Source organism: Paenibacillus pabuli NBRC 13638 (genome assembly GCF_001514495.1).
Taxonomy (GTDB): domain Bacteria; phylum Bacillota; class Bacilli; order Paenibacillales; family Paenibacillaceae; genus Paenibacillus; species Paenibacillus pabuli.
This window is the reverse complement of the sequence record NZ_BCNM01000028.1, coordinates 49,441-72,819: the sequence shown is the minus strand read 5'-3', so window position 1 is coordinate 72,819 and position 23,379 is coordinate 49,441. Positions and strand designations below refer to the sequence as shown.

At 48.7% G+C, this 23,379-nt stretch carries 23 protein-coding genes; 18 read left to right on the top strand and 5 right to left on the bottom strand.

What is annotated here, in order from left to right:
• Positions 1 to 98 precede the first annotated feature (98 nt).
• Together PPA03S_RS28420 and PPA03S_RS28415 are read left to right on the top strand one after the other, a co-directional pair.
• The gene (locus PPA03S_RS28420) at positions 99 to 2,000 is read left to right on the top strand and encodes a cache domain-containing sensor histidine kinase (protein ID WP_062328820.1); all 1,902 of its coding nucleotides are present in this window, start codon (positions 99 to 101) and stop codon (positions 1,998 to 2,000) included.
• Positions 1,984 to 2,793 (top strand): response regulator transcription factor, encoded by an 810-nt coding sequence (locus tag PPA03S_RS28415; protein WP_062328817.1) that lies wholly within the window; start codon positions 1,984 to 1,986, stop codon positions 2,791 to 2,793. Before PPA03S_RS28420 ends, PPA03S_RS28415 begins: the two co-directional genes overlap by 17 nt.
• Here PPA03S_RS28415 and PPA03S_RS28410 read toward each other — a convergent pair whose 3' ends face one another.
• The 4 genes from PPA03S_RS28410 to nirB form a co-directional block, all read right to left on the bottom strand.
• Positions 2,794 to 3,423 carry a YfbR-like 5'-deoxynucleotidase gene (locus tag PPA03S_RS28410; protein ID WP_062328814.1) on the bottom strand — a complete coding sequence of 210 codons (630 nt, stop codon included), beginning with the start codon at positions 3,421 to 3,423 and terminating at the stop codon, positions 2,794 to 2,796.
• A gap of 256 nt (positions 3,424 to 3,679) precedes the next feature.
• Positions 3,680 to 4,462 carry a formate/nitrite transporter family protein gene (locus PPA03S_RS28405; protein WP_062328812.1) on the bottom strand — a complete coding sequence of 261 codons (783 nt, stop codon included), beginning with the start codon at positions 4,460 to 4,462 and terminating at the stop codon, positions 3,680 to 3,682.
• A 55-nt stretch (positions 4,463 to 4,517) separates the two neighbouring features.
• Positions 4,518 to 4,844: a nitrite reductase small subunit NirD gene (nirD, locus tag PPA03S_RS28400; RefSeq protein WP_062328809.1), complete on the bottom strand. Its 327-nt coding sequence runs from the start codon at positions 4,842 to 4,844 to the stop codon at positions 4,518 to 4,520.
• Between the two features lie 72 nt (positions 4,845 to 4,916).
• Positions 4,917 to 7,346 (bottom strand): nitrite reductase large subunit NirB, encoded by a 2,430-nt coding sequence (nirB, locus tag PPA03S_RS28395; protein WP_062328805.1) that lies wholly within the window; start codon positions 7,344 to 7,346, stop codon positions 4,917 to 4,919.
• 320 nt (positions 7,347 to 7,666) lie between these two features.
• Between nirB and PPA03S_RS28390 the strand changes: the two genes are divergently transcribed.
• Positions 7,667 to 8,374 carry a metal-dependent hydrolase gene (locus tag PPA03S_RS28390; protein ID WP_062328802.1) on the top strand — a complete coding sequence of 236 codons (708 nt, stop codon included), beginning with the start codon at positions 7,667 to 7,669 and terminating at the stop codon, positions 8,372 to 8,374.
• Positions 8,375 to 8,522: 148 nt separating this feature from the next.
• Here PPA03S_RS28390 and PPA03S_RS28385 read toward each other — a convergent pair whose 3' ends face one another.
• Positions 8,523 to 9,596, bottom strand: coding sequence for a M42 family metallopeptidase (locus PPA03S_RS28385; RefSeq protein ID WP_062328798.1), 1,074 nt, complete (start codon positions 9,594 to 9,596; stop codon positions 8,523 to 8,525).
• Between the two features lie 587 nt (positions 9,597 to 10,183).
• Between PPA03S_RS28385 and spoVAC the strand changes: the two genes are divergently transcribed.
• The 15 genes from spoVAC to PPA03S_RS28305 all read left to right on the top strand — a co-directional run bounded on the left by spoVAC (position 10,184) and on the right by PPA03S_RS28305 (position 23,060).
• Positions 10,184 to 10,687 carry a stage V sporulation protein AC gene (gene spoVAC, locus PPA03S_RS28375; RefSeq protein ID WP_062328792.1) on the top strand — a complete coding sequence of 168 codons (504 nt, stop codon included), beginning with the start codon at positions 10,184 to 10,186 and terminating at the stop codon, positions 10,685 to 10,687.
• Positions 10,684 to 11,700, top strand: coding sequence for a stage V sporulation protein AD (spoVAD, locus tag PPA03S_RS28370; RefSeq protein WP_062328791.1), 1,017 nt, complete (start codon positions 10,684 to 10,686; stop codon positions 11,698 to 11,700). The genes spoVAC and spoVAD overlap by 4 nt, the downstream gene beginning before the upstream one ends.
• Before the next feature lie 4 nt (positions 11,701 to 11,704).
• Positions 11,705 to 12,055: a stage V sporulation protein AE gene (spoVAE, locus tag PPA03S_RS28365; protein WP_062328787.1), complete on the top strand. Its 351-nt coding sequence runs from the start codon at positions 11,705 to 11,707 to the stop codon at positions 12,053 to 12,055.
• A gap of 206 nt (positions 12,056 to 12,261) precedes the next feature.
• Positions 12,262 to 13,218 carry an AAA family ATPase gene (locus tag PPA03S_RS28360; protein ID WP_062328784.1) on the top strand — a complete coding sequence of 319 codons (957 nt, stop codon included), beginning with the start codon at positions 12,262 to 12,264 and terminating at the stop codon, positions 13,216 to 13,218.
• 36 nt (positions 13,219 to 13,254) lie between these two features.
• A complete protein-coding gene (locus PPA03S_RS28355) occupies positions 13,255 to 14,469 on the top strand; it encodes a DUF58 domain-containing protein (RefSeq protein WP_245683758.1) in 1,215 nt (404 codons plus the stop codon).
• Positions 14,466 to 16,679: a DUF4129 domain-containing transglutaminase family protein gene (locus PPA03S_RS28350; RefSeq protein ID WP_062328780.1), complete on the top strand. Its 2,214-nt coding sequence runs from the start codon at positions 14,466 to 14,468 to the stop codon at positions 16,677 to 16,679. Before PPA03S_RS28355 ends, PPA03S_RS28350 begins: the two co-directional genes overlap by 4 nt.
• Before the next feature lie 109 nt (positions 16,680 to 16,788).
• Positions 16,789 to 17,316, top strand: coding sequence for a YqeG family HAD IIIA-type phosphatase (locus tag PPA03S_RS28345; protein WP_062328777.1), 528 nt, complete (start codon positions 16,789 to 16,791; stop codon positions 17,314 to 17,316).
• Complete coding sequence (yqeH, locus tag PPA03S_RS28340; protein WP_062328773.1) at positions 17,313 to 18,440, top strand: ribosome biogenesis GTPase YqeH; 1,128 nt, start codon at positions 17,313 to 17,315, stop codon at positions 18,438 to 18,440. Before PPA03S_RS28345 ends, yqeH begins: the two co-directional genes overlap by 4 nt.
• A 41-nt stretch (positions 18,441 to 18,481) precedes the next feature.
• On the top strand, positions 18,482 to 19,345 hold the full coding sequence (gene aroE / locus PPA03S_RS28335) for a shikimate dehydrogenase (protein ID WP_062328771.1): 864 nt from the start codon (positions 18,482 to 18,484) through the stop codon (positions 19,343 to 19,345).
• An 88-nt stretch (positions 19,346 to 19,433) separates the two neighbouring features.
• On the top strand, positions 19,434 to 19,727 hold the full coding sequence (gene yhbY / locus PPA03S_RS28330; protein WP_062328768.1) for a ribosome assembly RNA-binding protein YhbY: 294 nt from the start codon (positions 19,434 to 19,436) through the stop codon (positions 19,725 to 19,727).
• Positions 19,728 to 19,742: 15 nt separating this feature from the next.
• Positions 19,743 to 20,333, top strand: a complete 591-nt coding sequence (locus PPA03S_RS28325) for a nicotinate-nucleotide adenylyltransferase (protein ID WP_062328765.1) — start codon at positions 19,743 to 19,745, stop codon at positions 20,331 to 20,333.
• Positions 20,317 to 20,883, top strand: coding sequence for a bis(5'-nucleosyl)-tetraphosphatase (symmetrical) YqeK (gene yqeK / locus PPA03S_RS28320; protein ID WP_062328762.1), 567 nt, complete (start codon positions 20,317 to 20,319; stop codon positions 20,881 to 20,883). The genes PPA03S_RS28325 and yqeK overlap by 17 nt, the downstream gene beginning before the upstream one ends.
• 17 nt (positions 20,884 to 20,900) lie before the next feature.
• Complete coding sequence (gene rsfS / locus PPA03S_RS28315; protein WP_062328758.1) at positions 20,901 to 21,248, top strand: ribosome silencing factor; 348 nt, start codon at positions 20,901 to 20,903, stop codon at positions 21,246 to 21,248.
• On the top strand, positions 21,245 to 22,150 hold the full coding sequence (locus PPA03S_RS28310; protein WP_062328755.1) for a CvfB family protein: 906 nt from the start codon (positions 21,245 to 21,247) through the stop codon (positions 22,148 to 22,150). The genes rsfS and PPA03S_RS28310 overlap by 4 nt, the downstream gene beginning before the upstream one ends.
• Positions 22,151 to 22,262: 112 nt before the next feature.
• On the top strand, positions 22,263 to 23,060 hold the full coding sequence (locus PPA03S_RS28305; protein ID WP_245683757.1) for a class I SAM-dependent DNA methyltransferase: 798 nt from the start codon (positions 22,263 to 22,265) through the stop codon (positions 23,058 to 23,060).
• Positions 23,061 to 23,379 lie beyond the last annotated feature (319 nt).

Below are 23,379 nucleotides of genomic sequence, written 5' to 3'. Positions count from 1 at the left end.
ACTGTGAACGACGAATGTGCTCAATAGACAAAAGCGTTCTGTTGAGTGGACATTTTCGAATGACGCAATAGACTTAAGTCAAGAGGATGAGGTGTACGATGGTTCGTTACCGCTTTAGAACGCTTCAGCAAAGTCTGTTTGCCTATTACTCTGCGGTGTTTATTATCTTTTCGCTCATTGTGGCAGGCCTCCTGTATGTTTTTCTCGCAAGCGATATCCGTAATCGTAGTGAAGAGCAGCAGAAGCAACTGGGGGTATCGATTGTAGGCAATCTGGATCAAGAGGTTGTCAAAATGAACAATTTCTCCATGAACATTGTGTATTCCAATCTGGTGAAAGAACATTTCAGTCATTATTTGTCTCCAGCGGAGGACAATGAACAGACACTGGGGAGTGATCCGGCATTTTACAAGGATACAACGACACTGATTGATGTCATTCTGGCGATTATTAGCAGCTCCAACACAGCAAAACAGGCAAATATCTATGATGTGAATGGAAAAATGCTGGGGGCAGGGGCTTTTAATGGTCAAATGGCGGTAGACCTCACGCAACGACCATGGTACGAGGAAACGTGGAAGAGGAGCGGCTGGCGGGTCATCCAGCTGTTGGATGGGGGAAGTCTGCCTATGCCTACAGGGCAGGGGAAGTCCGGGAATCCGTATATCGCCCTTACGCGCGTATACAAAGACGGGAATTACGTCAGTCAGGGCGTGGTTGAGATTCTGCAGGATGCAGGTACCTTGTTCCAGCATGTGAATGAAGTACAGGCTGGTAACAATGATCTCCGCATTTATGTGATGGACGAACAAGATACGCTATTATATCCTTTTGCTTCTGATGAACGAGAGTTGACAGCAAACAGTGCCTCCGTTGTAGAGAGAATTCAAAATGATGAAAATGCATCAGGAACGATGCAGGAGATAGCTGATCCGTATGGGAATTCGAAGCAGATGATGACATACACCACCTCACAGGAGACAGGATGGACCGTTGTTGTTATGCAGTCTAAGCAGTCCCTTTTTGCGAATCTGAATCGTATGGCTCTTCTGTTTATGGGGGCTACCCTGGGTACATTGATGCTTATTCTGCTCCTCTCCTACCTGATCTCGAAGCGTGTTACTTTGCCGCTCCATCGTTTGCAGCGTATTATTCAGAAAACGGGTGTGCACGATCTAACCACCGGTGAGGACTCGGGTCAGTTGTTCAAGCTGGATCGTTCGGGTTCCATTCGCGAGATGGACGAACTGAATGATACATTTATCCAACTGAATCAACAGCTTGTACAGTCTTTCCAGGATATGCTGGCCATCAAATCGCAGGAGACGGATGCCAGATTGCTGGCCTTGCAGTCCCAGATGAATCCTCACTTTCTGTATAACAACATTACGAACATCAGTATTATGGCGGAAGAGGGCATGAATGAACAGATTGTTGCGTTCTGTGGTCATATTGCTTCCATGCTGCGTTATATCTCGGCCCCGAACAAAAACGGTGTCCTGTTATCCAAAGAAATCGAGTATTGCGAACGATATTTGGAGTGTATGAAAATCCGGTTTGAAGATGATCTGATCTACGAATTTCATATCCCTGACGCAATGAAAGACATTCAGGTCCCGATGCTGCTGATTCAGCCACTATTGGAAAATGTCATGAAATATGGTCTCGGAGATACCCCACCCTGGAGGTTGCTCATCATTGGAGAACTGGATACGATAGCAAAGACATGGCAAATAACAGTAGAAGATAACGGACCTGGTATGGAACCCGAGGCGCTTACCGCCATACAGCAATACATGGAGAAATCACAGGAATGGGAGCGCATGCCTGAGCTGGAGATGGGTGGGATGGGCCTCCGGAACATTTGGATCAGACTGAAGTTATGGTATGGCCCCGCAGCTCGTATTCATATTGTAAACAAGCTTTCTGGTGGAGTGAGCATTACCATTGGAGGTTCCATTCGAAAGGAGCACCGTTTAATCCATGACGATGACATATAGAACCATTATTGTCGAGGACGAGGCATTGATACGCCGCAATGTATCACGTAAATTCAGTGAACTCAGTACACGTTTCGAGGTGGTTGGTGAAGCGAGGAATGGAGAGGAAGCATTACAGCTGATGGAGCACATGGTACCTGATCTGGTCGTTACCGATATTCAGATGCCGGTCATGAATGGACTGGAACTGGCGAAGCATCTGTATTTTGCCTATCCCCATGTCAAGATTGTGATCCTGAGCGGTCACCACGAATTTGAATATGCTCGTCAGGCAATCCGGTATAACGTAGAGGATTATCTGCTCAAACCACTTACAAAGGAACAGCTTCGGACGCTGCTGGACGCGATGGAATTAAGGCTCGGCAGTGCAGAAGATTCGCTGGCTCATGTCCGTGCAGTGCTGGACGAACAGGTGAAGCCGGAGGATATTGCAGAGGCTGTCAAACGGTATCTGAAACAGAACTATATGCATGAAATCACGTTACAGGATATGGCTGGACAGATGCACTTCAGTGTGGACTATCTGGGAAAGTGTTTCAAAAAAGTGACGGGTGAAACCCCGCTCAAATACATGACGGGACTTCGAATCAATGAAGCGAAGCGCATGCTCGTGACTCGCGAGGATATGGATATCAAAATTGTAGGCAAAGCGGTCGGGTACAGCGATTCTCATTATTTCAGTCGTATTTTCAAAAACAAAACAGGCCTGTATCCAAGTGAATATCGTCAGCAGTCACAACAACGAAAAAAAGCCCTGTCCCTGGATCATGAGGACCAAGATGGCTTGGGCTGATTATTGGGACAATGCCTCTTCGGTTATTTTGCGGATATCAAACGGGGAGCGAATGCCTTCTTCGATCATGTCAGGGAGGATGTGCTCAAGGAAATAATGTACACAGTGGAGGTCAATATTTTTAATTTTGATGAGCGCATAACGGTACATGACGATAAATTCCTTCTCCGTATTACCTCGCTGTAATTCAGCAAAGGCTTCGTAGACCTGATCCATTTTGTCAGCTACTTCCAGAATAAGTCCTTCGACGGAGTTGTCTTTGCCTTCACGCAGTTGTCTGCGGAAAATGTCCTTGAATTCTTCGGGGATATTTTCATTGATAAAATGTTCAACCATGCCTTCTTCCACCTGTTGCAGCATGGAGCGCAGCTCAAGTGAATGATGTTTGACGGGTGTCTTGATATCGCCGATGAATATTTCGCCATAATCATGACTGCTGGTGATTTCGTAGAGCTTCTTCCAATCAATGGTAACCCCGTTCATTTCCTCAATGTCGGCCAGGCTTTTGGCGTATTGCACCACTTTCCAGGAGTGGGCGGAGACGCAGTGCTCCTCAAACTTGAATTTTCCAGGGGTGCGAATAATGCGTTCAAGATCATTCAGCGACCTAAAGTACGTGTGAATTCCCAACAGCGATCATCCTTTGTTAGTTTGTTTGGTGGTATGAACCGACTATACTCCAGTTATATTAACCGTGGATTAACGATGTATACATGAAAGGTAAAATTGGCTGGACAGAAAAAACCACCATGTCCTTCTATAGATAAGTCGAAGGAAGAATGGTGGTGTACAGATATAATGCAGATGGCTCGGAGACTAAACTGTTGTATACTCCTGAACTTCTGCAATAAAGTTCTTAACGAAAGTGAATTACATCATTGGCAATTCAGCCTTTTTTTCTCACAGGTGAAACAAACCAGTAGGCCACCCCGACAAATAGAGCACCACCGATAATATTACCAAGCGTGACCGGAATCATATTATGCATCCAGCCTGTCAGAGTAATCGAATCCGGGTGGTTTGGCAACAGCCAGGACAAGGATAACAAGGTCATATTGGCGACACTGTGTTCATAGCCGCTCGCGATAAAGGCGTACAGACACCACCAGATGAGGACGAGCTTGGCAATATCCTCTTTCGAGCGGGCTGCCATCCAGATCGCCAGACAGACCAGCCAGTTACAGAGAATGCCACGGAAGAACAATTCGCTAACGGGCGCGGCCATCTTTTTGGCAGAAACGGCAAACAGCAGATGCTCCGGTGTCGCCGTCTTGAAGAGACCGCTGCCTACAATGAGCAGACTGAGCAGAACAGCACCAATCAGATTGCCGAGGAAGACAAGTCCCCAGTTTTTGAGCGTATCTCGAACGGTCGTCCGGCCCGCCAGCGTGCTCATGGTGAAAAACATGTTATTACCTGTGAACAGTTCTGATCCCGCAAAGATAACCAGTGTGAGGGCGAGTCCAAAGGACATCCCCATCAACATCATCTGTAGCGGTGACTTAGCCGCCAGAAGTGGAGCACCGATGCTAAATATCAGAATGATACCGAGGCCTACATAAGCGCCAGCCATCAGTGCCGCTACCATGTAACGCGGCAGGCTTGCGTTCATTTGATCCCGTTTTTTAACCGCAGCTTCAATAATGCCTTCAACATTTGTTGTATACATCACGACTTCCTCCATTAGGGTACATCTATCGTTGCCAGTGAAAATGTATAAGCAGCTATATAGCGATCCAGACCTGCCCGTTCTCGATTTTCACGGGATACATCTGCACTTGGCCCTGATCGGGGGCCTGCACAAGACCTGTGTTCAGATCGATTTTCCAATCATATAGTGGATCGTATAGGTAATGTCCAGAGACGATACCTTCCGCCAGCGGCCCACCTTTGGGGTGAGGATTACGATTTTCTGCGGCAAAGATGCTGCCGTCCGAAGTGCGAAATACAGCCAGTTCGTGGTCTTTAATCTCAACCACTCTGCCAATCCGCGGCAGGAATTCTTCGATCTCTCCGGCAGGATAGTAGATGGCAGATTGCTGTGTTGTCATATGAACATCTCCTTCATTTTCAAAATAGCTACAGAATCAATAAAGATATATCATAGTGGCCGAGAGTGCGGACTATGGTCGAGCTGACACTTCTATACCATGGAATAGTTTGTTCTGGCCTTCCTCGTTACGCAGTGCTTTTTTCCAAGGGTCTTCCACTTGCCCAAGCGCGAATTCGATTCGTTCCATAAGCGCTTTGCGTTCTTTGACATCATCAACAACAACCGAACGAATCTGCTCCAGACCCAGACGTTCCACCCATTCGGAAGTCCGCTCCAGGTAATTGGCTGTCTCCCGATAATGCTGCATGATCGCTCCGCAAAGCTCAACTAATTCTTCATCGGTCTTCACCTTGCACAGGGAGTCCGCCAGTCTGGCCTTGATGCCACCATTACCGCCAATAAAGATTTCCCAGCCGCCGTCGTTGCCCACGATACCGATATCTTTCGTACACGACTCCGCACAGTTGCGCGGGCAACCGTTCACAGCATATTTGAATTTGGCCGGCAGATCCAGCCGTTCGAACTTGCGCTCCAGCAGAGCGCCCATCGCCATGGAATCCTGCGTACCGAAGCGGCAAAATTGTGAGCCGACGCATGTTTTGACCGTGCGCAGCGATTTGGCGTATGCATAACCTGAGGGCATATCCAACTCAGCCCAGACCTTGGGCAGATCTTCTTTTTTGACTCCAATCAGGTCCAGACGCTGCCCCCCTGTCACTTTGACAGCTTTTACATCGTATTTGACCGAAATGTCAGCAATGCGTTTCAAGTCTTCCGGAGTTGTGACCCCGCCGTACATACGCGGTACAACGGTATACGTACCGTCTTTCTGAATATTGGCGTTCATGCGTTCGTTGACAAAACGGGATTCCTTTTCATCCACATGGGTATCCGGTGCAATCATGCCAAGATAATAGTTAATAGCCGGGCGGCATTTGGAACATCCTTCGGGCTGGTTCCATCCGAGCACATGCATAACCTCTTTGGTCGTTTGCAATCCTTTTTGTCTAATCTCCGCTACAATCTCATCCCGGCTGAGGGAGGTGCAGCCGCAGATTCCCTGTTTGGCCCCTGTGGTGAAGCTGTCTCCAAGCACATATTGCAAAATTTGTTCAACAACCGGTTTACAACCGCCACAGGAGCGGGTTGCACCCGTACAGGCTTTAATTTCGTCTACGCTCGTTAATCCCTGATTTGTAATGGCATCGACAAGGGTTCCTTTGGTTACCCCGTTACATCCACAGACAATTTCGTCTTCCGCCATCGTTTCAACGGAGGCCGTTTTTTTATGTCCGCCACAGCCTGTACCCATCAATGAAGCATACAGTTCATCTGTCATTTCGGTCTGTTGTTTGATCAATTTCTGTAATTCTGCAGAATCTGTAATGTCACCAAAGAGCACAGCGCCAACCATGATGTTATCCCGAAGCAGAATTTTTTTGTACGTGCGTTTCCAGTCGTCTTTATGCGAAATGACCGTATGTTCAGGAGTGTCGATAAATTCACCGGTTGAGAAGACATCCACACCCGATATTTTCAATTTGGTGGATACAACAGAACCTTCATATGGAGCAGTTTCCACGCCGCATATATGTTTGGCCAGAATCATGCCCTGTTCGAATAGTGGGGCAACGAGGCCGTAACATACGCCGCGATGTTCCGTACATTCCCCGACGGAATACACTTTATCCATTGATGTTTGCATATAGTCATTCACCACAATGCCCCGGTTAACTTCGATGCCGCTTTCACGAGCTACAGCCGTATTGGGCTTAATGCCTACAGCCATAACAACAAAATCAGTGTTCAGCACGGAATCGTCTGCAAAACGAATCCCTTCTACCCGTTCGCCACCGAGCAGCTCTGCGGTTTGTGCACCCATCTTGAACCGGATGCCCTGACGTTCAAGTTCGGCTTTTAACATTGCAGACGCCTGCGGATCAAGCTGGCGTTCCATCAAATCCTCCATCAGATGTACGACTGTGACTTCCATGCCGAGTTGTACCAATCCTTTGGCAGCCTCAAGGCCGAGAAGCCCGCCCCCAATGACAGCCGCCTTTTTGTATTGTTTGGCTGCTTCCAGCATGAGGTTGCAATCAGCTATATCCCTGAACCCAACAACACCTTGTTTGTCATGACCGGGTACAGGAAGAATGAAGGAGCTGGAGCCTGTTGCGATGATGATTTTGTCGTAAGCAAAGCGTTCGCCTTCCGCAGTAACGACTTCATGGGTCTCGGAATCAATTCGTGTTACGGTTGTACTCGTATGGAGGGTAATCCCATAATCCTCATACCAATGCAGATCATTGAGAACAATATCATCAATTGTTTTACTGCCTTCCAGCACATAGGACAGCATAATTCGGTTGTAATTGGGATAGGGCTCCGTTCCAAAGACCCTAATGTCGAACCGTGAGCTCAATTTTAAAATTTGTTCAACTGTACTGATGCCAGCCATACCGTTACCAATAATAACTAATTTTTCTCTATTTCCGTTCATGTGTATATGCCTCCTTGAATGGACACTTACATTACCATCATTTTTAGTGGTTTATATTTGAATCATACCGTGCAATGCTCATATAAAATGTGATTAATTTCACTAAATACGATAGAGGTATCACAAAATAAAAAGTGTGATACCGGTCACGGAATCTTTTTTTCTTTTTTTGACCCCAGTGCATTGAAGTATGAATGGAGAGATGATGAAAAAAATAACGAAATGAGAAATGCGAACTATTGTTCTTGTTTTCGTTTCATTGTAATATCGGAAGTGGGCTGTTTATGTTCCCTATTTCTTCGAAAGGAAGTTTTTGCACCATGATGGGAAGATCCCACCTGATTATCGGCACAGGCGTTTCGCTGTCTGTTCTTCAACTCGCCGGCATACCAGTGACTGCACCGGCAATTACGGTTGCTCTGATCGGTTCGCTGCTGCCGGACATCGATGAGCCGAATTCGCTGCTTGTATCGAAGGCATTGCCGAACAGCCTGATCAGGCTGTTGCAGACAATCCTGCTGCCTACAGCTGTCTTCGTGTATTTCTACGTTCAGGCCAAACCCTGGAATCTGCTGCTCGCGATATTGATTGCGATGGTATCTTTTCTGCCGTCCCGTTCGCTGCGCAAAGTACTGATGTTTGCCATTGGATTGGGGCTCGTAATCTATGGTCATGCATTTGCACCGTGGAATCTGATCGCGGGCAGTCTGTTAATGCTGTGTACGACACTAACCCACAGGGGATTAACACATACCCTTTATGGAACCGCCGTATGGGCTGGACTGCTCTACAGTACCACGAACCATCAGGGAACAGAGATTTGGGTAGCTGGTGGTACAGCGTACGCTATGCATCTATTGGCGGATTCATTAACGAATCGCGGGATTCGTCCTCTGCCACCGCTCAAGTGGCGTATACGGGCCAATCTGATGAGTACGGGAACCAAACATGGGGCTGTTGTGGAAAATGTCTGCATTGTGCTTACTCTCATTTTGGCCTGGTTTGCGTTCTCACCGTTATTTCTGTAATTAAAAAACGCCAGTCCATAACGATGGACTGGCGTTTTGCAGTTGCTCTTTTCATTTATGAAGTCCTACAATTCGGACAATGAGAATGAAGGTGAATCCATGAGTTGAAAAGTGCGTTCAGCTCATTGCTCCTGCTTAAAATCCACCTTTACGCATGATCAATAATCGTATTTAGCGTGGTCTGATCCAGACCCTTCACCAGTTTCACGAGCAGTTCTTTGGCTGCATCATAGTCATCCGTGTGAATGATGGAAGAAGAGGTATGAATGTAACGGGCACAGATCCCAATTACTGTTGAAGGTACACCAATACCACTCATATGAACCGCTCCGGCATCCGTACCGCCGGGAGAGATGAAATATTGCATTTTAATCTGATTGGAGGAAGCGGTATCTTGAACATATTCTACGATGCCGCGATGGGTGAACATGCTCGGGTCAAAGATTCGCAGCAAAGCGCCCTGGCCGATATGTCCGAAAGACTGCTTGTCTCCTGTCATATCATTCGCCGCACTGCAATCCAGTGCAAAGAAGATATCCGGCTGAATTAGATTGGCAGCAGTGCGCGCACCGCGGAGTCCTAATTCCTCTTGAACCGTTGCACCACAGTAGAGCGTATTTGGCAATTTTTCCTGATGTAATGCTTCAACCAACTCGAGTGCAAGTCCTACCCCGTAACGGTTATCCCAGGCCTTCGCCATAATTTTCTTTGGATTGGCCATCGGTGTGAACTCACAGATGGGCACGATTTGCATCCCTGGATGAATGCCCCAGGATTCAGCTTCTGCACGATTGTCCGCTCCAATATCCAAGTACATATGGTTGAGGTCAACCGGTTTATTCCGCTGGGATTCATCCAGCAGATGCGTAGGTGTTGAACCGACAACCCCGGTAATCCGGCGTTCCGGAGTGATGATCTGAAGGCGCTGGGACAGGACAGCCTGACTCCACCATCCACCAAGTGGACGGAATTTGATCATGCCTGTTTCGGTAATGCCCGTAGTCATGAAGCCAACTTCATCGAAGTGACCCGCCACCATAACTTTGGGACCGGACTGCTCGCCCCGGAGTACTCCAAAAAGGCTGCCCAAGCGGTCCTGGACAAATTCATCCGTATAAGCAGACATTTGCTCCTTCATCCATCCGCGAAGCTCGCGTTCAAACCCGGAAACGGAAGGGAATTCCGTTAACGTGCGAAACATGTCCATCGTTTTTTGATTCATGTGTCGACAACTCCTCTGCTTGTATGTAGATCGGTCTCAGCAGAACGGCTGCCGGACGATTGTTCTTCGGAAGTGAAGAACGCTTTATTAACCACTGGTCACACTATAGTATGAACCTTGCGCCAGTAATTGTCCATGGTTATGTCACGTATCTCAGGCATGAACGGTTCCTCATTGTAATCATTCGCTATCCCCAAAAATCCGCACAATTCATTGTCCCAAAGCAGTTGTATTGAATATGCATATAGTGAGGAAATGTTTGCACCCTGCATTCTTATCACTTGCTTGACAACAGGAGGGAGTTGGGACAACAAATGAATCCGCCCGATGAAGGAAATGAAACCATCCTATGTATCGTTCTTTTTATTTTGCTCGTCATTGTTCTGCTTTATTTATAAATGAATCAGAGTTCTGAACCGGCTGGGTTACTCATCTGAATTCGGCTGCTTCATCTGCTGGAAACAAATGCTGTCATTCGCCGGATACATAACCTTCCCAACATTAACAAACAATGAATATAGGGTTACACACAGTACAAGTGTTCATTAGCTGTTGACTCATTTTGATTTCAAGGGAGGTTCTTCATCTTGCCAGCTCAAGAGAAGTCAGGTAATGGAAAAAAATCTTCATCCCTGTCCATCAATGAACAGGAATATAAAAAAGTCGCCAAAAAACATGAACCTGCCCGTCCGATCCTGGCAAACTGCATTAAGGCTTTCTTTGTGGGAGGATTCATTTGCATCATTGGACAGGCTATCCAGGAGGCGTTCAAAGCCGGGTTCGATATGACATCCAAGGAAGCAGCCAGTCCAACCGTTGCGGTTATGATCCTCATTTCGGTTATCCTGACCTGTCTTGGTGTATACGATAAAATTGCCCAATGGGCCGGGGCAGGAACAGCGGTACCGGTTACAGGATTTGCCAACTCGATGTGTTCGGCCGCGTTGGAGCATCGTGCTGAGGGATTGGTGCTGGGTGTGGGGGCCAACATGTTTAAACTTGCCGGATCAGTTATCGTTTTTGGTGTGGTAGCCGCGTTTATTGTGGGTATCGTCTATGCCTGTCTTGGATTCGGAGGTGGGCATCTATGAAACGAATTGGCCGTCAATCCTGGCAGTTTGAGAATCGCCCACGCATTATCGGCAGAGCAACTGTAGTCGGTCCGGATGAAGGACAAGGTCCCTTGGCATCCGATTTCGACTATGTATACGATAACCTGGAGATTGGGGAGAAAACCTGGGAAAAGGCAGAGCGGAAGCTGCTCGAACAGGCGACTCAAATGGCATTAGTCAATGCGAATATTACCAAGGAAGAGCTTCAGTTCTTTGTCGGCGGGGATCTGATGAACCAGATTATCAGCAGTTCATTTTCGGCTCGTAAACTGGGCGTTCCTTATCTCGGCGTCTTTGGTGCCTGTTCCACTTCCATGGAGACACTGGCCCTGGCTTCCCTTATTGTGGATTCTGGTGGCGGAGACTATGTACTTGCAGGTACGGTCAGTCATAACTGTACAGTCGAGAAGCAGTTCCGCTACCCTACCGAATATGGCTCTCAGAAACCGCCTTATGCCCAGTATACGGTAACTGGTTCCGGGTGCAGTGTAGTATCCCGTACGGGTGATGGTCCTGTCGTGACCCGTGCAACCATTGGCAGAGTCATGGATTTGGGCATCAAGGACCCGTTTAACATGGGGGCTGCCATGGCTCCAGCGGCGGCGGACACCATTGTTTCCCATTTTCGTGATACAGGACTTGAACCCGGATATTACGATCTCATCGTTACGGGAGACCTTGCCTCGGTTGGATTGCCAATCGTTAAGGAGCTTTTGCACAAAGAGGGCATACCGATGGAACAGACCGTGTTCAATGACTGTGGTCTGATGATCTATGATCTGGAGAAACAGCCTCAGGTGGTGGCTGGAGGAAGCGGCTGCGGTTGTTCGGCGAGCGTGACTTACGGTCACATCCTGAATCGGATGCAAAAGGGAGAACTCAAGAAAGTGCTCGTTGTTGCTACTGGTGCGTTGTTATCTCCGCTTTCATACCAGCAGGGTGAGAGCATTCCTTGTATTGCTCATGCTGTAGCCATAGAAAAGGAGGGATAAAGGAATGCAGTTTTTATGGGCATTTATTGTTGGCGGGTTGATATGTGTCGTAGGACAGCTGCTGATGGATTGGGTTAAACTGACACCTGCGCACACCATGAGTACACTTGTTGTGAGTGGTGCGGTTGCGGATGCATTTGGGTTGTATGATCCACTCGTCAAGTTTGCAGGGGCAGGAGCTTCCATCCCCATTACCAGTTTTGGTAACTCCCTCGTGCACGGAGCATTGACGGAACTGGAGAAAGAGGGCTGGATCGGGGTCATTACCGGAATATTTGATCTGACTGCCGCCGGGATTTCGTCAGCGATTATTTTTTCGTTTCTCGCGGCATTGGTCGTTCGACCCAAAGGATAATCAAGCACGGCAGGGGCAGCCATTATATAGTAGTCAGCAGAGGCTTCGGATAACTTCTATCCGGGCCTCTTTTTGTCGTATTCATGCGAGAACTGCGGTGAATCTGACGGCTGGAAACAAATTGTGAGTTCCTTCGAGTGTACTCGCGACCGTGGATCATGTACAATAAAAGGAAATCTGTATGCTTTTTTAGGAGGTTAGACCACATGCCTGTGCGCAAAGAGTCGATCCAAATCATTTCAGCTGTTCGTTCTAATCTAGAATCATGCATAATGGGGAAATCCTTTGAAATTCAACTTTTGCTCACAGCTTTGCTTGCAGGCGGACACGTTCTAATTGAAGACGTACCTGGAACAGGCAAGACGCAATTAATTAAAGCGTTATCCAAGTCCATGCGGGGGGAGTACCGCCGTATTCAATGTAATCCTGATATTTTGCCAAGTGATATTACGGGGGTATCCGTGTTTCACCCGCGTGATGAGCGATTTTACTTCCGTCCGGGTCCGGTCATGACCAACATTTTGCTGGCAGACGAGATTAACCGGGCAACGACGAAAACGCAGTCCGCATTGCTGGAAGTCATGGAGGAGCGCAGTGTAACCGTAGATGGCGACACGTATGATCTGCCCCATCCATTTATGCTCTGTGCAACCCAGAATCCAATCGATTTTGAAGGTACGTATACATTGCCGGAAGCGCAACTCGACCGGTTTATGTTGAAAATAAGTCTGGGTTATCCCGACAAGGATATCGAGAAAACGCTGCTGAAACAGCATCAGTTGGGTCAGCCTGTTGACCGGCTTGAATCCGTAACCCATATGGATCAGATATCAGCCATTCAGCAGGAAATCAAGGAAGTATTCATCGGCGATCCGGTGATGGATTATCTGCTTGATGTGGTTCGCAAAACTCGCTCCCACCCATCCGTATTGCTGGGCGCCAGCCCGCGAGCAGCCATTTCATTCATGATGGCCGTGAAGGCTTTTGCCTTTTTGCAGAAACGTGATTACGTGCTTCCGGATGACGTGAAAACGATGGCGCCTTACGTTATCTCCCATCGGATCGTGCTGCGTCCCGAATCGAGACTGGACAGCATGAGCTCCGAAGCCGTACTGAACTCCGTTCTTCAGCAGGTTCGTGTGCCCGTCTCCATGGGGCAATAATTGATGAAGCCGCTTTTGAGTACAGTCCGAAGGGGAATGCGCCACCCCCGCGTATGGAGCATCGCGGCGGTGTGGATGTGCTGTTTGGCTTATGTTTTGTTCCAGGGCGGGAAGACCTCCCTGATGCTGCTGTCCATGGTGACCCTGCTTTGTCTTTATCTGGCGATTGCCGGGTTTAGCGGAGTAAAGCGTGTCCAGGGCATGCGCAAGCTCTCTTCCGGTCAGGATCATGAAGAATTGCTGCATGCAGGTGACCAGGTACAAGTGCAATTAAGTCTTAATATTCCGGGCTTTCTGCCACTTCCTTATATCGTAGTGCGCGAGATATTGCATCGGCATAATGGGGAATCCTGGTCTTTCAAAGAAAGCCTGATCCCGAACATGCGAGGGTACGGCGATTTATCATTTCAAACCCCACCGCTGGAGCGGGGAAAGTATGTCTTTTCAGAGACTGAATGTGCCAGCGAAGACATCTTTGGACTGATCGAGCATCGGGGGACATTCAAGGCCAAAGGAGAGTTTCGGGTGCTGCCGCGAACGGTATTTATTCCATACTGGCAGCTGTATGACCGCAAATCACGGCTATCCGGTCCGCAGACGGCCCTAACCCGCTCGCGAAGGGAAACGACCCAGATCAATGGCGTGCGTGATTACGTGTACGGAGATCGTCTTTCCCGCATTCACTGGAACGCTACTGCGAAGACGGGAACGTGGAAGTCCAAGGAGTTCGAACATGAATCTGTACCGAAAACGATTCTGGTGCTTGATGCGCTTGCAGGCAGCTACGAACATGGTGAGGCCTTTGAACTGGCGGTATCCACGGCTGCTTCCCTGCTGGAGTATGGCTCCAGAGAACGGATGGGTATGGGACTGCTGACACTGTCGGAGATCACAGCATTTTTTGCACCGAGCGAAAGCCTGCTGGAACGGCAAAAGATGATGCATCATCTGGTGGATATCCAATATAACGGTCAGGATAATCGGCTGCTGCCAGGTGTGGAGAAAATGACGCGTCAGCTGCCTCAAGGCGCTTATTTTGTTGTGATTTCTCCCCAGAAGGATGAAAAGGTGTTGGAACTGCTGCGATGGGCAGATACGCGGGGGATGACCCCCTGCCATATTCTGACGGACACGAGTGAATCCCGCCGGAGTGCTGAATGGAACGCCATGCTGCGCGGAAGAGGAACTCGTTCCTTCACGGTTTCCCATTTGCAGGAGCTTCCAACGGTTATGGGGGGAGGTAGTGTATGAGTACTAAAGGCAAAGAGCTGGCAGCAGGAAAAAGATCCTGGTATCATGCAGCTTCGTTGCTCTGGATTTTCCTGATTGGCATGCAGTGGATTTCATTTACACAGGAAACCTGGTATACCGAGACAACTTCATTGGTGTTATGGACGCTTGCAGCGGTCAGTGTATTGGAAATTATACTTCCCTTCAAAATGATGATTCGAACCATAATTAAGGCAGTTGTCATTGTGTATCTGCTGCACAAGACATTAATTGATTACACGGTTTACGTTCCTTACGGTACATTAATGGAGCGTACAGAGCAATTTATCCTGCATCTGACGCCGTACATCTGGTTCTCCCTATGTGCATGGGTGATGCTTGAAGCTGCCCTTCGTCTGGTGACTACAACGCGCCGAATACTGGTGTTTCTGGGCATTAACATTGTATCAATGGGGATTCTTGACTCCTTTACCCAGATTCCACTCTGGATGGAGATCGCCTGGGTTATGTTTGCGGGAATGGGCTGGCTGGTATGTCAGCATTTCCGTAATTTTCAACTGCAATATCCACAAGGGTGGAAGCGAATTATCCGATATCCTTATAAAATACTGGCCAACATTGCCATCATATTCTCTTTGATTATCGTAGCCAGTGTGAATATGCCGGAAGTACCTCCAACCTTGACTGACCCCTATACGGCGTGGCGTAACTATACCGGAAGTTCAACCAGTCAGACGGGGAACGGGACATTGGACATTCCTACGGCGACCGAGTCGGGATACAGCAGGGAAGACAATAAGCTGGGCGGAGGATTTAACTTTGACTATACCCCCGTCATGTCCGTAACTACCAATGAACGCAGCTACTGGCGTGGTGAGACGCGTGCCGAGTATACAGGAACGGGTTGGGATGATCGGGGACGGGGTGCGACAGAGGATGTTGAGGCAGGGCAGGCTCTGGAGAACGACGAATCCGGCAGCGTGACTACCAAGCAGGTTACTCAAAAAGTAACGATGTTGAATGACAATGTGTATCCAATCCTTTTCGGAGCCTACTCCATTTCTGAAGTAACTTCAGTCAATGGAGAGGCTAATTCGGACCGGATGTTATGGAATCCGGAGCAGGCAGAGCTGCATGTCGTAACAGACCGCCAGCAGCCGCAGTATCCAAAGACGTATACGATCGTATCCGAAGCGCCAGTCATTGTGGAGGACGAACTCCGGACAAAATCTTTTGATGATCTGTATTCAAGCAATCCGGCAGATGATATGTACCTGCAGCTTCCATCCCGATTCCCTGATCGGGTGACGGACCTGGCCACCGAAATTACGGCTTCCGCAAATACGCCGTATGAAAAAGTGGCATTACTGCAAAACTACTTACAACAAAATTTTGATTACACGAACAATCCGGATTTATCCCGAAAAGTAAGCAGTGATTTTGTTGAAGGATTTTTATTTGACATTCGTGAAGGGTATTGTGATTACTTCTCGACAGCACTGGTTATGATGGCCCGCTCCGAAGGCATTCCTGCCCGCTGGGTAAAAGGCTATGCGCCTGGACAGCTGTCGCTGAATTCGGATATGCAGGCTCCACGGCAACCACGAGCCGAGATCGAGACAACCTACACGGTTACGAATGCAGATGCACATTCCTGGGCTGAAGTCTATTTTGGCGAGTATGGCTGGATTCCGGTGGAAGCAACTCCGGGCTTTGACATGCCGCTGCTTACGGAACAACCGGACGTACAGCCTGTAGATGAGCCAGAAGAACAACCTGAAGAGGAACCGGTACAAGAAGAAGAGCAGACTCCTGCACCTGAGCAGGCTGCATCCGGCATCCCGGCTTTTGTGATCTGGGCTGCGGGAGCCATCATCGTATTGTGGGTTGCATACATGTTCTGGCGTAATCGTTTTTCGCTTCGATTCTTCCTGCTTCGTCTGCGGACAGGAGGTCCGCTTACTCCTGAACAAAAGGTAGTGGCGGAGACCGATCGCTGGATTCGTTATGCGAGACGTAGAGGGCTAACCCGGAGCGGGGACGAAACACTTCGTGAATCAGTAACCCGATGGAGCCAGGCAAAACCGGCTGCAGCAGCGACGTTTCAGGAACTTCTCGCGAAGTTCGAACAGACACGTTATAGCCCAGCGTCTGTAACAGCAGATGACTGGAAAGCCGTCTATCAGACAGCTTCGAAGCTGCGTAAGGAACTCAAAGCGGAACGGGCATAGATGTCGCCTGTCCCGTTTTTCCTTTTTCCCCATCCCATCAGGGCTGTATGCATTTTCAGGAAAGACGGATTTGTGATATAGTGTGTCGTATGAAACTGAGGTGACTTCTTTGTTTGAAATGTTAATGCCCAAGCTGCGTGTAGACACAGTTTTTGACATTGATCTGGAAGAGCTATACGCTCAAGGCTACCGTGGAATTATAACTGATCTGGACAATACACTTGTTGGAGCCAAAGCCCCTGATGCTACGCCCGAACTGATCGAGTGGTTCGCACGTGTGAAAGAGGCTGGTTTCCAGCTGATGATTGTGTCCAATAACAATTTGAATCGTGTATCCCTGTTTGCGACGCCACTGGATATCCAGTTTGTGCATAGTGCACGCAAACCATCGAATGTTCCGTTTCGTAGAGCAATGAAAATGATGGAGTTAACTCCAGAAAAAACGATTGTGGTAGGCGATCAGATGCTTACAGATGTCTTTGGAGGTAATCGACTGGGACTCTATACGGTTCTGGTGCTGCCGATCTCCATTGGAGATGAAGGCTTCATGACCCGCTTCAATCGGCGCGTGGAACGGATTGCTCTAACGAGTTTGCGCAAGAAAGGCTTATGGCTTGAGGAGGAAAATAAGAAATGACAGAACCGCATAACGGCAATATTGCCGTAAGGTGCAGCGGATGCGGCGTGCATCTGCAAACGGAAAACCCGGAATTACCAGGCTTCATCCCCGAGAAAGCGCTGGATCGTGAACCCGTCATTTGCCAGCGTTGTTTCCGTATCAAAAATTACAATGAGTCATCATCCGTTACAGTGGATCAGGATGAATTCCTGGCGCTGCTGAGCAAAATCGGGGATAAGGATGCACTTGTCATCCATATCGTTGATTTGTTTGACTTTGATGGCAGCATCATCTCCGGTTTGCAGCGCTTTGTAGGCAACAATCCGGTACTGCTTGCCGTGAACAAGACGGACTTGCTCCCCAAAGTAACCAACTGGAACAAGGTTCGTAACTGGGTGCAGAAGCAAGCCAAAGAACAAGGTTTGCGTACCGTAGATGTTGTTCTGTGCAGTGCAAAGCAAAATCAGGGCTTCGACCGACTGCTTGAGCTAGTCGGGACGTATCGCGGAGATCGTGACGTATATGTGGTTGGTGGCACCAATGTGGGCAAATCCACACTGATTAACCGTCTGATCCGTGATTACAGCGATCTCGAGCAGGAACTTACGACCTCTCGTTATCCAGGAACGACGCTGGATATGGTTAATATTCCGCTGGATGATGGAAAAGCTATTATTGATACGCCGGGAATTGTATACCCTTGGCGTTTCAGCGAAATTGTATCCCGGAAGGATCTGGCTGCCATCATGCCAGAAAAACCGCTTAAACCTGCCGTTTATCAATTGAATTCTGGTCAGACGCTGTTCTTTGGCGGCATGGCTCGTTTTGACTTTGTTGAGGGGGATCGCCAGTCCTTCACTTGTTTTATCAGCACTGCACTTGATATTCACCGGACGAAGCTGGAACGTGCAGACGAATTGTATCGTGACCATCTGGGGGAACTACTGTCTCCACCAACGCGTGAAGATGCAGCAGATATGCCAGAATGGACCAGACATGAATTCCGGATCAAACGTGGCAGCCAGTCGGATGTATTTATTTCCGGTCTGGGCTGGATTAAGGTTAACGGTGAGAATGGGGCGCTTGTTGCGGTACATGCTCCAAAAGGTATTCGTGTACTGATCCGTCCATCCTTGATCTAATGTAATTTCAGGAGCATTTTCATCAGATCGGAGGCGGATATATGTCAGAACAAAAGAATGCCAATCCCTCGCTGCCTGTCCTGCTGGGTGTCATGGGCGATCCCATTGCTCACTCCAAGTCGCCTGCCATGCATAATGCGGCTCTACAGGCTGCAGGAGTAAACGGAATGTATATGCCATTGCATGTTCGTCCCGAGCAGCTGGAATCAGCCATCCGTGGTATCGTGGCGCTGGGGTACCGTGGTGTGAATGTAACCATTCCACACAAAGAACAGGTTATGCCGTATCTTGATGTGATTGATGAAAGTGCACGTCTGATTGGCGCGGTGAACACCATTGTCAATGAAGAAGGCAAGCTGACAGGGTATAATACGGATGGTATCGGCTATGTGCGTTCCTTGAAGGAAGAAGCAGTTCCGGAACTCGCTGGCAAGCGTATCGCTGTTCTTGGGGCAGGAGGTGCAGCAAGAGGTGTGATCTATGCGCTCGCTTTGGAAAAGCCTGAACGAATCAGTATTCTTAACCGTACAGCTGATAGAGCCGTTGCCCTTGCTTCCGATCTCCGCGCTCATGGACTGGGTGACATCACAGGTAGTGGAATGGCAGAGGCTGCTGTGATACTGGCTGCGGCCGATATTGTGATTAACACAACAGCCGCAGGTATGCATCCGCATGTAGATGACGTGCTTGTTGACCCTGCACTCATTCGAGCAGGTGCAGCAGTAAGCGACCTTATCTACAATCCGCTGGAAACACGCCTGCTTCGAGAGTCAAGGGAGCGTGGATGTACTGTGCATGGTGGTCTTGGTATGTTTATATACCAGGGTGCGGTAGCATTTGAACACTGGCTCGGCATCCCGGCTCCCGTGGAGACGATGCGACGAGCTGTGTTAGACAGTTTTTGATATTGTAAAAATATAATTGAACGGTCAGGCCCCGACAGTCATTGTACTGTTGCTGAGGTTTGCTCACCATAAGGAGTATGGAGTATTCATGTTAAACGGTAAACAAAAGCGCTTTTTGCGTTCACAAGCACATCATCTGACCCCTGTGTTTCAGATTGGTAAAGGGGGCACCAATGAGCATCTGTTCCGTCATATCGAAGATGCAATCGAGAAGCGTGAATTGATGAAGGTACAAGTGCTGAACAACTGTCTGGATGACAAAAACGAGATTGCTGAAGAGGTTGCCCGTGAGACAGGCAGCGAGCTGGTGCAAATCATCGGAAGTACCATCATTCTGTACAAAGAATCGCGTGACAACAAACAAATCGAACTACCTAGGTAAGGGAGAGTGACTCGGGTGAAGATCGGCATCATGGGTGGTACGTTTGATCCGATCCACATGGGGCACCTGCTGGCAGCGGAAGCAGCAAGGGATTCGCATGGGCTGGATGCGATCTGGTTCATGCCGTCCCATGTTCCACCTCACAAACACGGAGCCGGAGCATCGGGACAACAGCGTCTCGATATGACGGAAGCTGCGGTGAAGGAAGTGCAGCAATATGAGGTGCTTGCCATTGAGATGGAGCTGGGTGGTGTGTCTTATACCATCGATACGATGAAGGAGCTGTGGCGCCGCTATCCCGAACATGAGTTTTATTTTATTGTCGGGGCAGATATGGTGAACTATCTTCCAAAATGGGAGCAGATCGAAGAACTCGCCGAAGGCTTAACCTTTATCGGTGTGGGACGGCCGGGATTCCAGTTACATCTGGACGACCTTCCGGATGCGTTACAGGATCGGGTGCTGCTGGCTGAGATGCCCCTAGTGGATATATCATCCACAGCAGTACGCAGACGTCTTGCCAAAGGGCATTCCGTGCGCTTCATGATTCCCGATGCGGTTCATCAATACATTGTAAGGAGCGGTTTATATGGAACTAAGCCGTGAGGAACTGATCCGGGCTGTCTCCGGCCAAATGCCGGAGAAACGCTGGAAGCACACCATGGGTGTCATGGAGTCGGCCGTTAAGCTGGCTAACCAATATGGTGCTGATCCTGTAAAAGCAGATCTGGCAGCCATATTGCATGATGTGGCCAAGTATTGGCCTGTAGCCGAGATGGAAGCGGTCATTCGTGACAATGGATTGAACGAAGAACTTTTGCAGCATGACAAGCAGCTCTGGCATTCCGAAGTGGGAGCCTTTGTTGCACAGCGTGATTACGGCATTGATGATGCCGAGATTATTAATGCCATTCGCTGGCATACTTCGGGTCGGGTGGGTATGAGCCTGCTGGATAAAGTGGTATGTCTGGCGGATTATATTGAACCGGGAAGAGACTTCCCGGGAGTAGATCATATTCGCGAACAGGCTGGGCATAGTCTGGAAGAAGGTTTAATTGCCGGTTTTGACTCGACGATTAGCTTGCTGATCTCGCAGCGCCGTGTCATTTATCCTTTGACCATGTTGTCGCGAAATGACTTGATTGCACATTTATAGATTATGGAGGTTGGTTCATGACAGTATCATCGAAGGAACTTATGAATATGGCGGTTGCTGCCGCTGACGATAAAAAGGCATCCAACATTGTGGCACTGGATCTGGTGGGTATCTCGCTGGTAGCAGACTATTTTGTTATCTGTCACGGGAATTCCGATACACAGGTACAGGCGATTGCGACAGAAATTCGCAAACAGGCTCATGCATCCGGTGTGAATATCAAAGGCATTGAGGGCATGGATTCCGCACGTTGGGTATTGATGGATATGGGAGATGTTGTTGTTCATATCTTCCACCGCGACGAGCGGGAATATTATAACATTGAGCGCCTGTGGTCTGACGCCAAAGTGGTGGAAACGGTATGAGTTTGATCGCTGGAACAGTCGTCAACTTGCAGGTTTCACGTGAAGTGTCTCCATTTGGCTACTTTTTGACGACAGGATCGGAAGATGTACTGCTTCACTATACGGAGCTCACACGGGACATTAAAATTGGAGAAACGCTGGAGGTATTTCTGTTCTTTGACACAGAAGACCGTTTGGCGGCAACCATGAAAAAACCGTATCTCACCCTCGGCGAAATGGGACGACTGGTTGTGGCGGATATTCATCCACGCCTTGGATGTTTCCTCGAGATGGGGCTTGGGCGACAATTGCTGCTCCCGATTCGTGAATTGCCTGAATTGGAAGAGTTGCGTCCCCATGTGGGCGATGAAGTTTTTGTTATTATGGAGCATGACAAGCAAGGACGCCTGCGGGCGAAATTGGCTGGCGAACGTGAGCTTGCGCCACTGTCCTTCCATGCGCCAACCTCTTGGTTGAATGAATGGGTTGAAGCTACGGTGTACAAGCCGTTACAGATGGGTACTTTTGTACTCGTGGAAGGCGGAGTGCTTGGTTTTGGTGCCATTGGCATGATCCATTCCTCGGAACGGAGCCGCCTGCTGCGCCTTGGTGAAAAAGTGAAATGCCGGGTGACCCTGGTACGTGAAGATGGTCGTGTCAATCTGGCCATGTCTCCTCTCAAAGAGGTGGGTCGCAATGAAGATGCAGACAAGCTGCTTGCTTTCATGAAAGAACGTCCTACAGGTGGTATGCCTTATTCGGATGCGACCCCGCCGGATATCATCAAGCAGCGCTTTGGTATCAGCAAATCCGCTTTCAAGCGTGCTTTGGGCAAGCTGATGAAGGATGGTCTGGTAACGCAGAAGGAAAGCTGGACCTATCTGACAGAGTCTGCACCGCAGAATCAGAGCGAAGACAAGTAAGCAGCAGGTATCATGGATCAAGAATGTACTTGAATCCACAAGTAAAGGCAGGGCAAGGCTGGGTGAACTCCGGACGCCCCTGCTTTTTCTTTTGTTCAGATGGGATTGGAAAATGAAAATTGAAAGTGCGGTGCCTGACATGTCTTACCGGAAATTTGCCTATGTGTACGATGAATTAATGGAGGATATGCCTTATCCGGACTGGATAAGGTTTGCGAGAACGGCTTGGGAACGGCATGGCATGCCGAAAAGTGTGGCTGAACTCGGCTGCGGAACGGGCTCAATTACGATCCCGCTGGTGAACTCCGGCTTTGAAGTTACAGGTATTGACCTGTCAGCAGACATGCTGTCTGTCGCGCGCAGCAAAATGGAGGCTACGCCTCAAGGACACCGCTTGTATCGGGAAGGCAGTGTTCGCTGGGTGCAGCAGGACATGCGGGACTGGAGGGTACCGGAGCCCGTGGACTCGGTTATATCGTTCTGTGATTGTGTCAATTACCTGCTTGAAAAAGAGGACGTCGTTCGTACTTTCCAGCGTACATACGAGATGCTGAAGCCGGAGGGCACGTTCCTGTTCGATGTGCATCATCCGAATACCCTTATTCGATACGAAGAGGAGCAGCCTTTTGTACTGGATGAACGCTCCGTATCGTATATCTGGACCTGTGATATGGATCATGATCGGTGTGAGATCGAGCATCATCTAAGTATATTTTCACGTGCAGCCGAGAACGGCAAGGATATGTATCAACGGTTTGAAGAGGTTCATGTTCAGCGTGCATATGATCCGGACTGGATGAAGCTGGAGCTGACAAAGGCTGGTTTCCGAGATGTCCGTGTATATGCTGATTTTGAATGGAATGAGGCGGGAGAAGACGCACAGCGTCTATTCTATGTAGCCGTGAAATAGGATGATGGCACAGAACTGTCCTTATGATGCATAAGGGCAGTTCTTTTACATTTACGGTATGTTTTTTGCATGTATAAAGACGTTACTATATGTGTAAAAAAAGCTATTGCTAGTTGGGTTGAGGGAAGCCATAATGGTGGAGTGGAAAACGTTAACGAACCTGAGCCGTCTTATTGAGGGGGTTGCAGCGCCTCCGGAAAGCTAAGAAACCAGAGACACGTTAGGTTGGAATCCAGGAAACTTTATCGCATTCTTTCAGCTGGTTTTAGGAAATAAGACGTCTGGAGTTCCTTACGATTATAGAAGAAGGTCCGGGGTT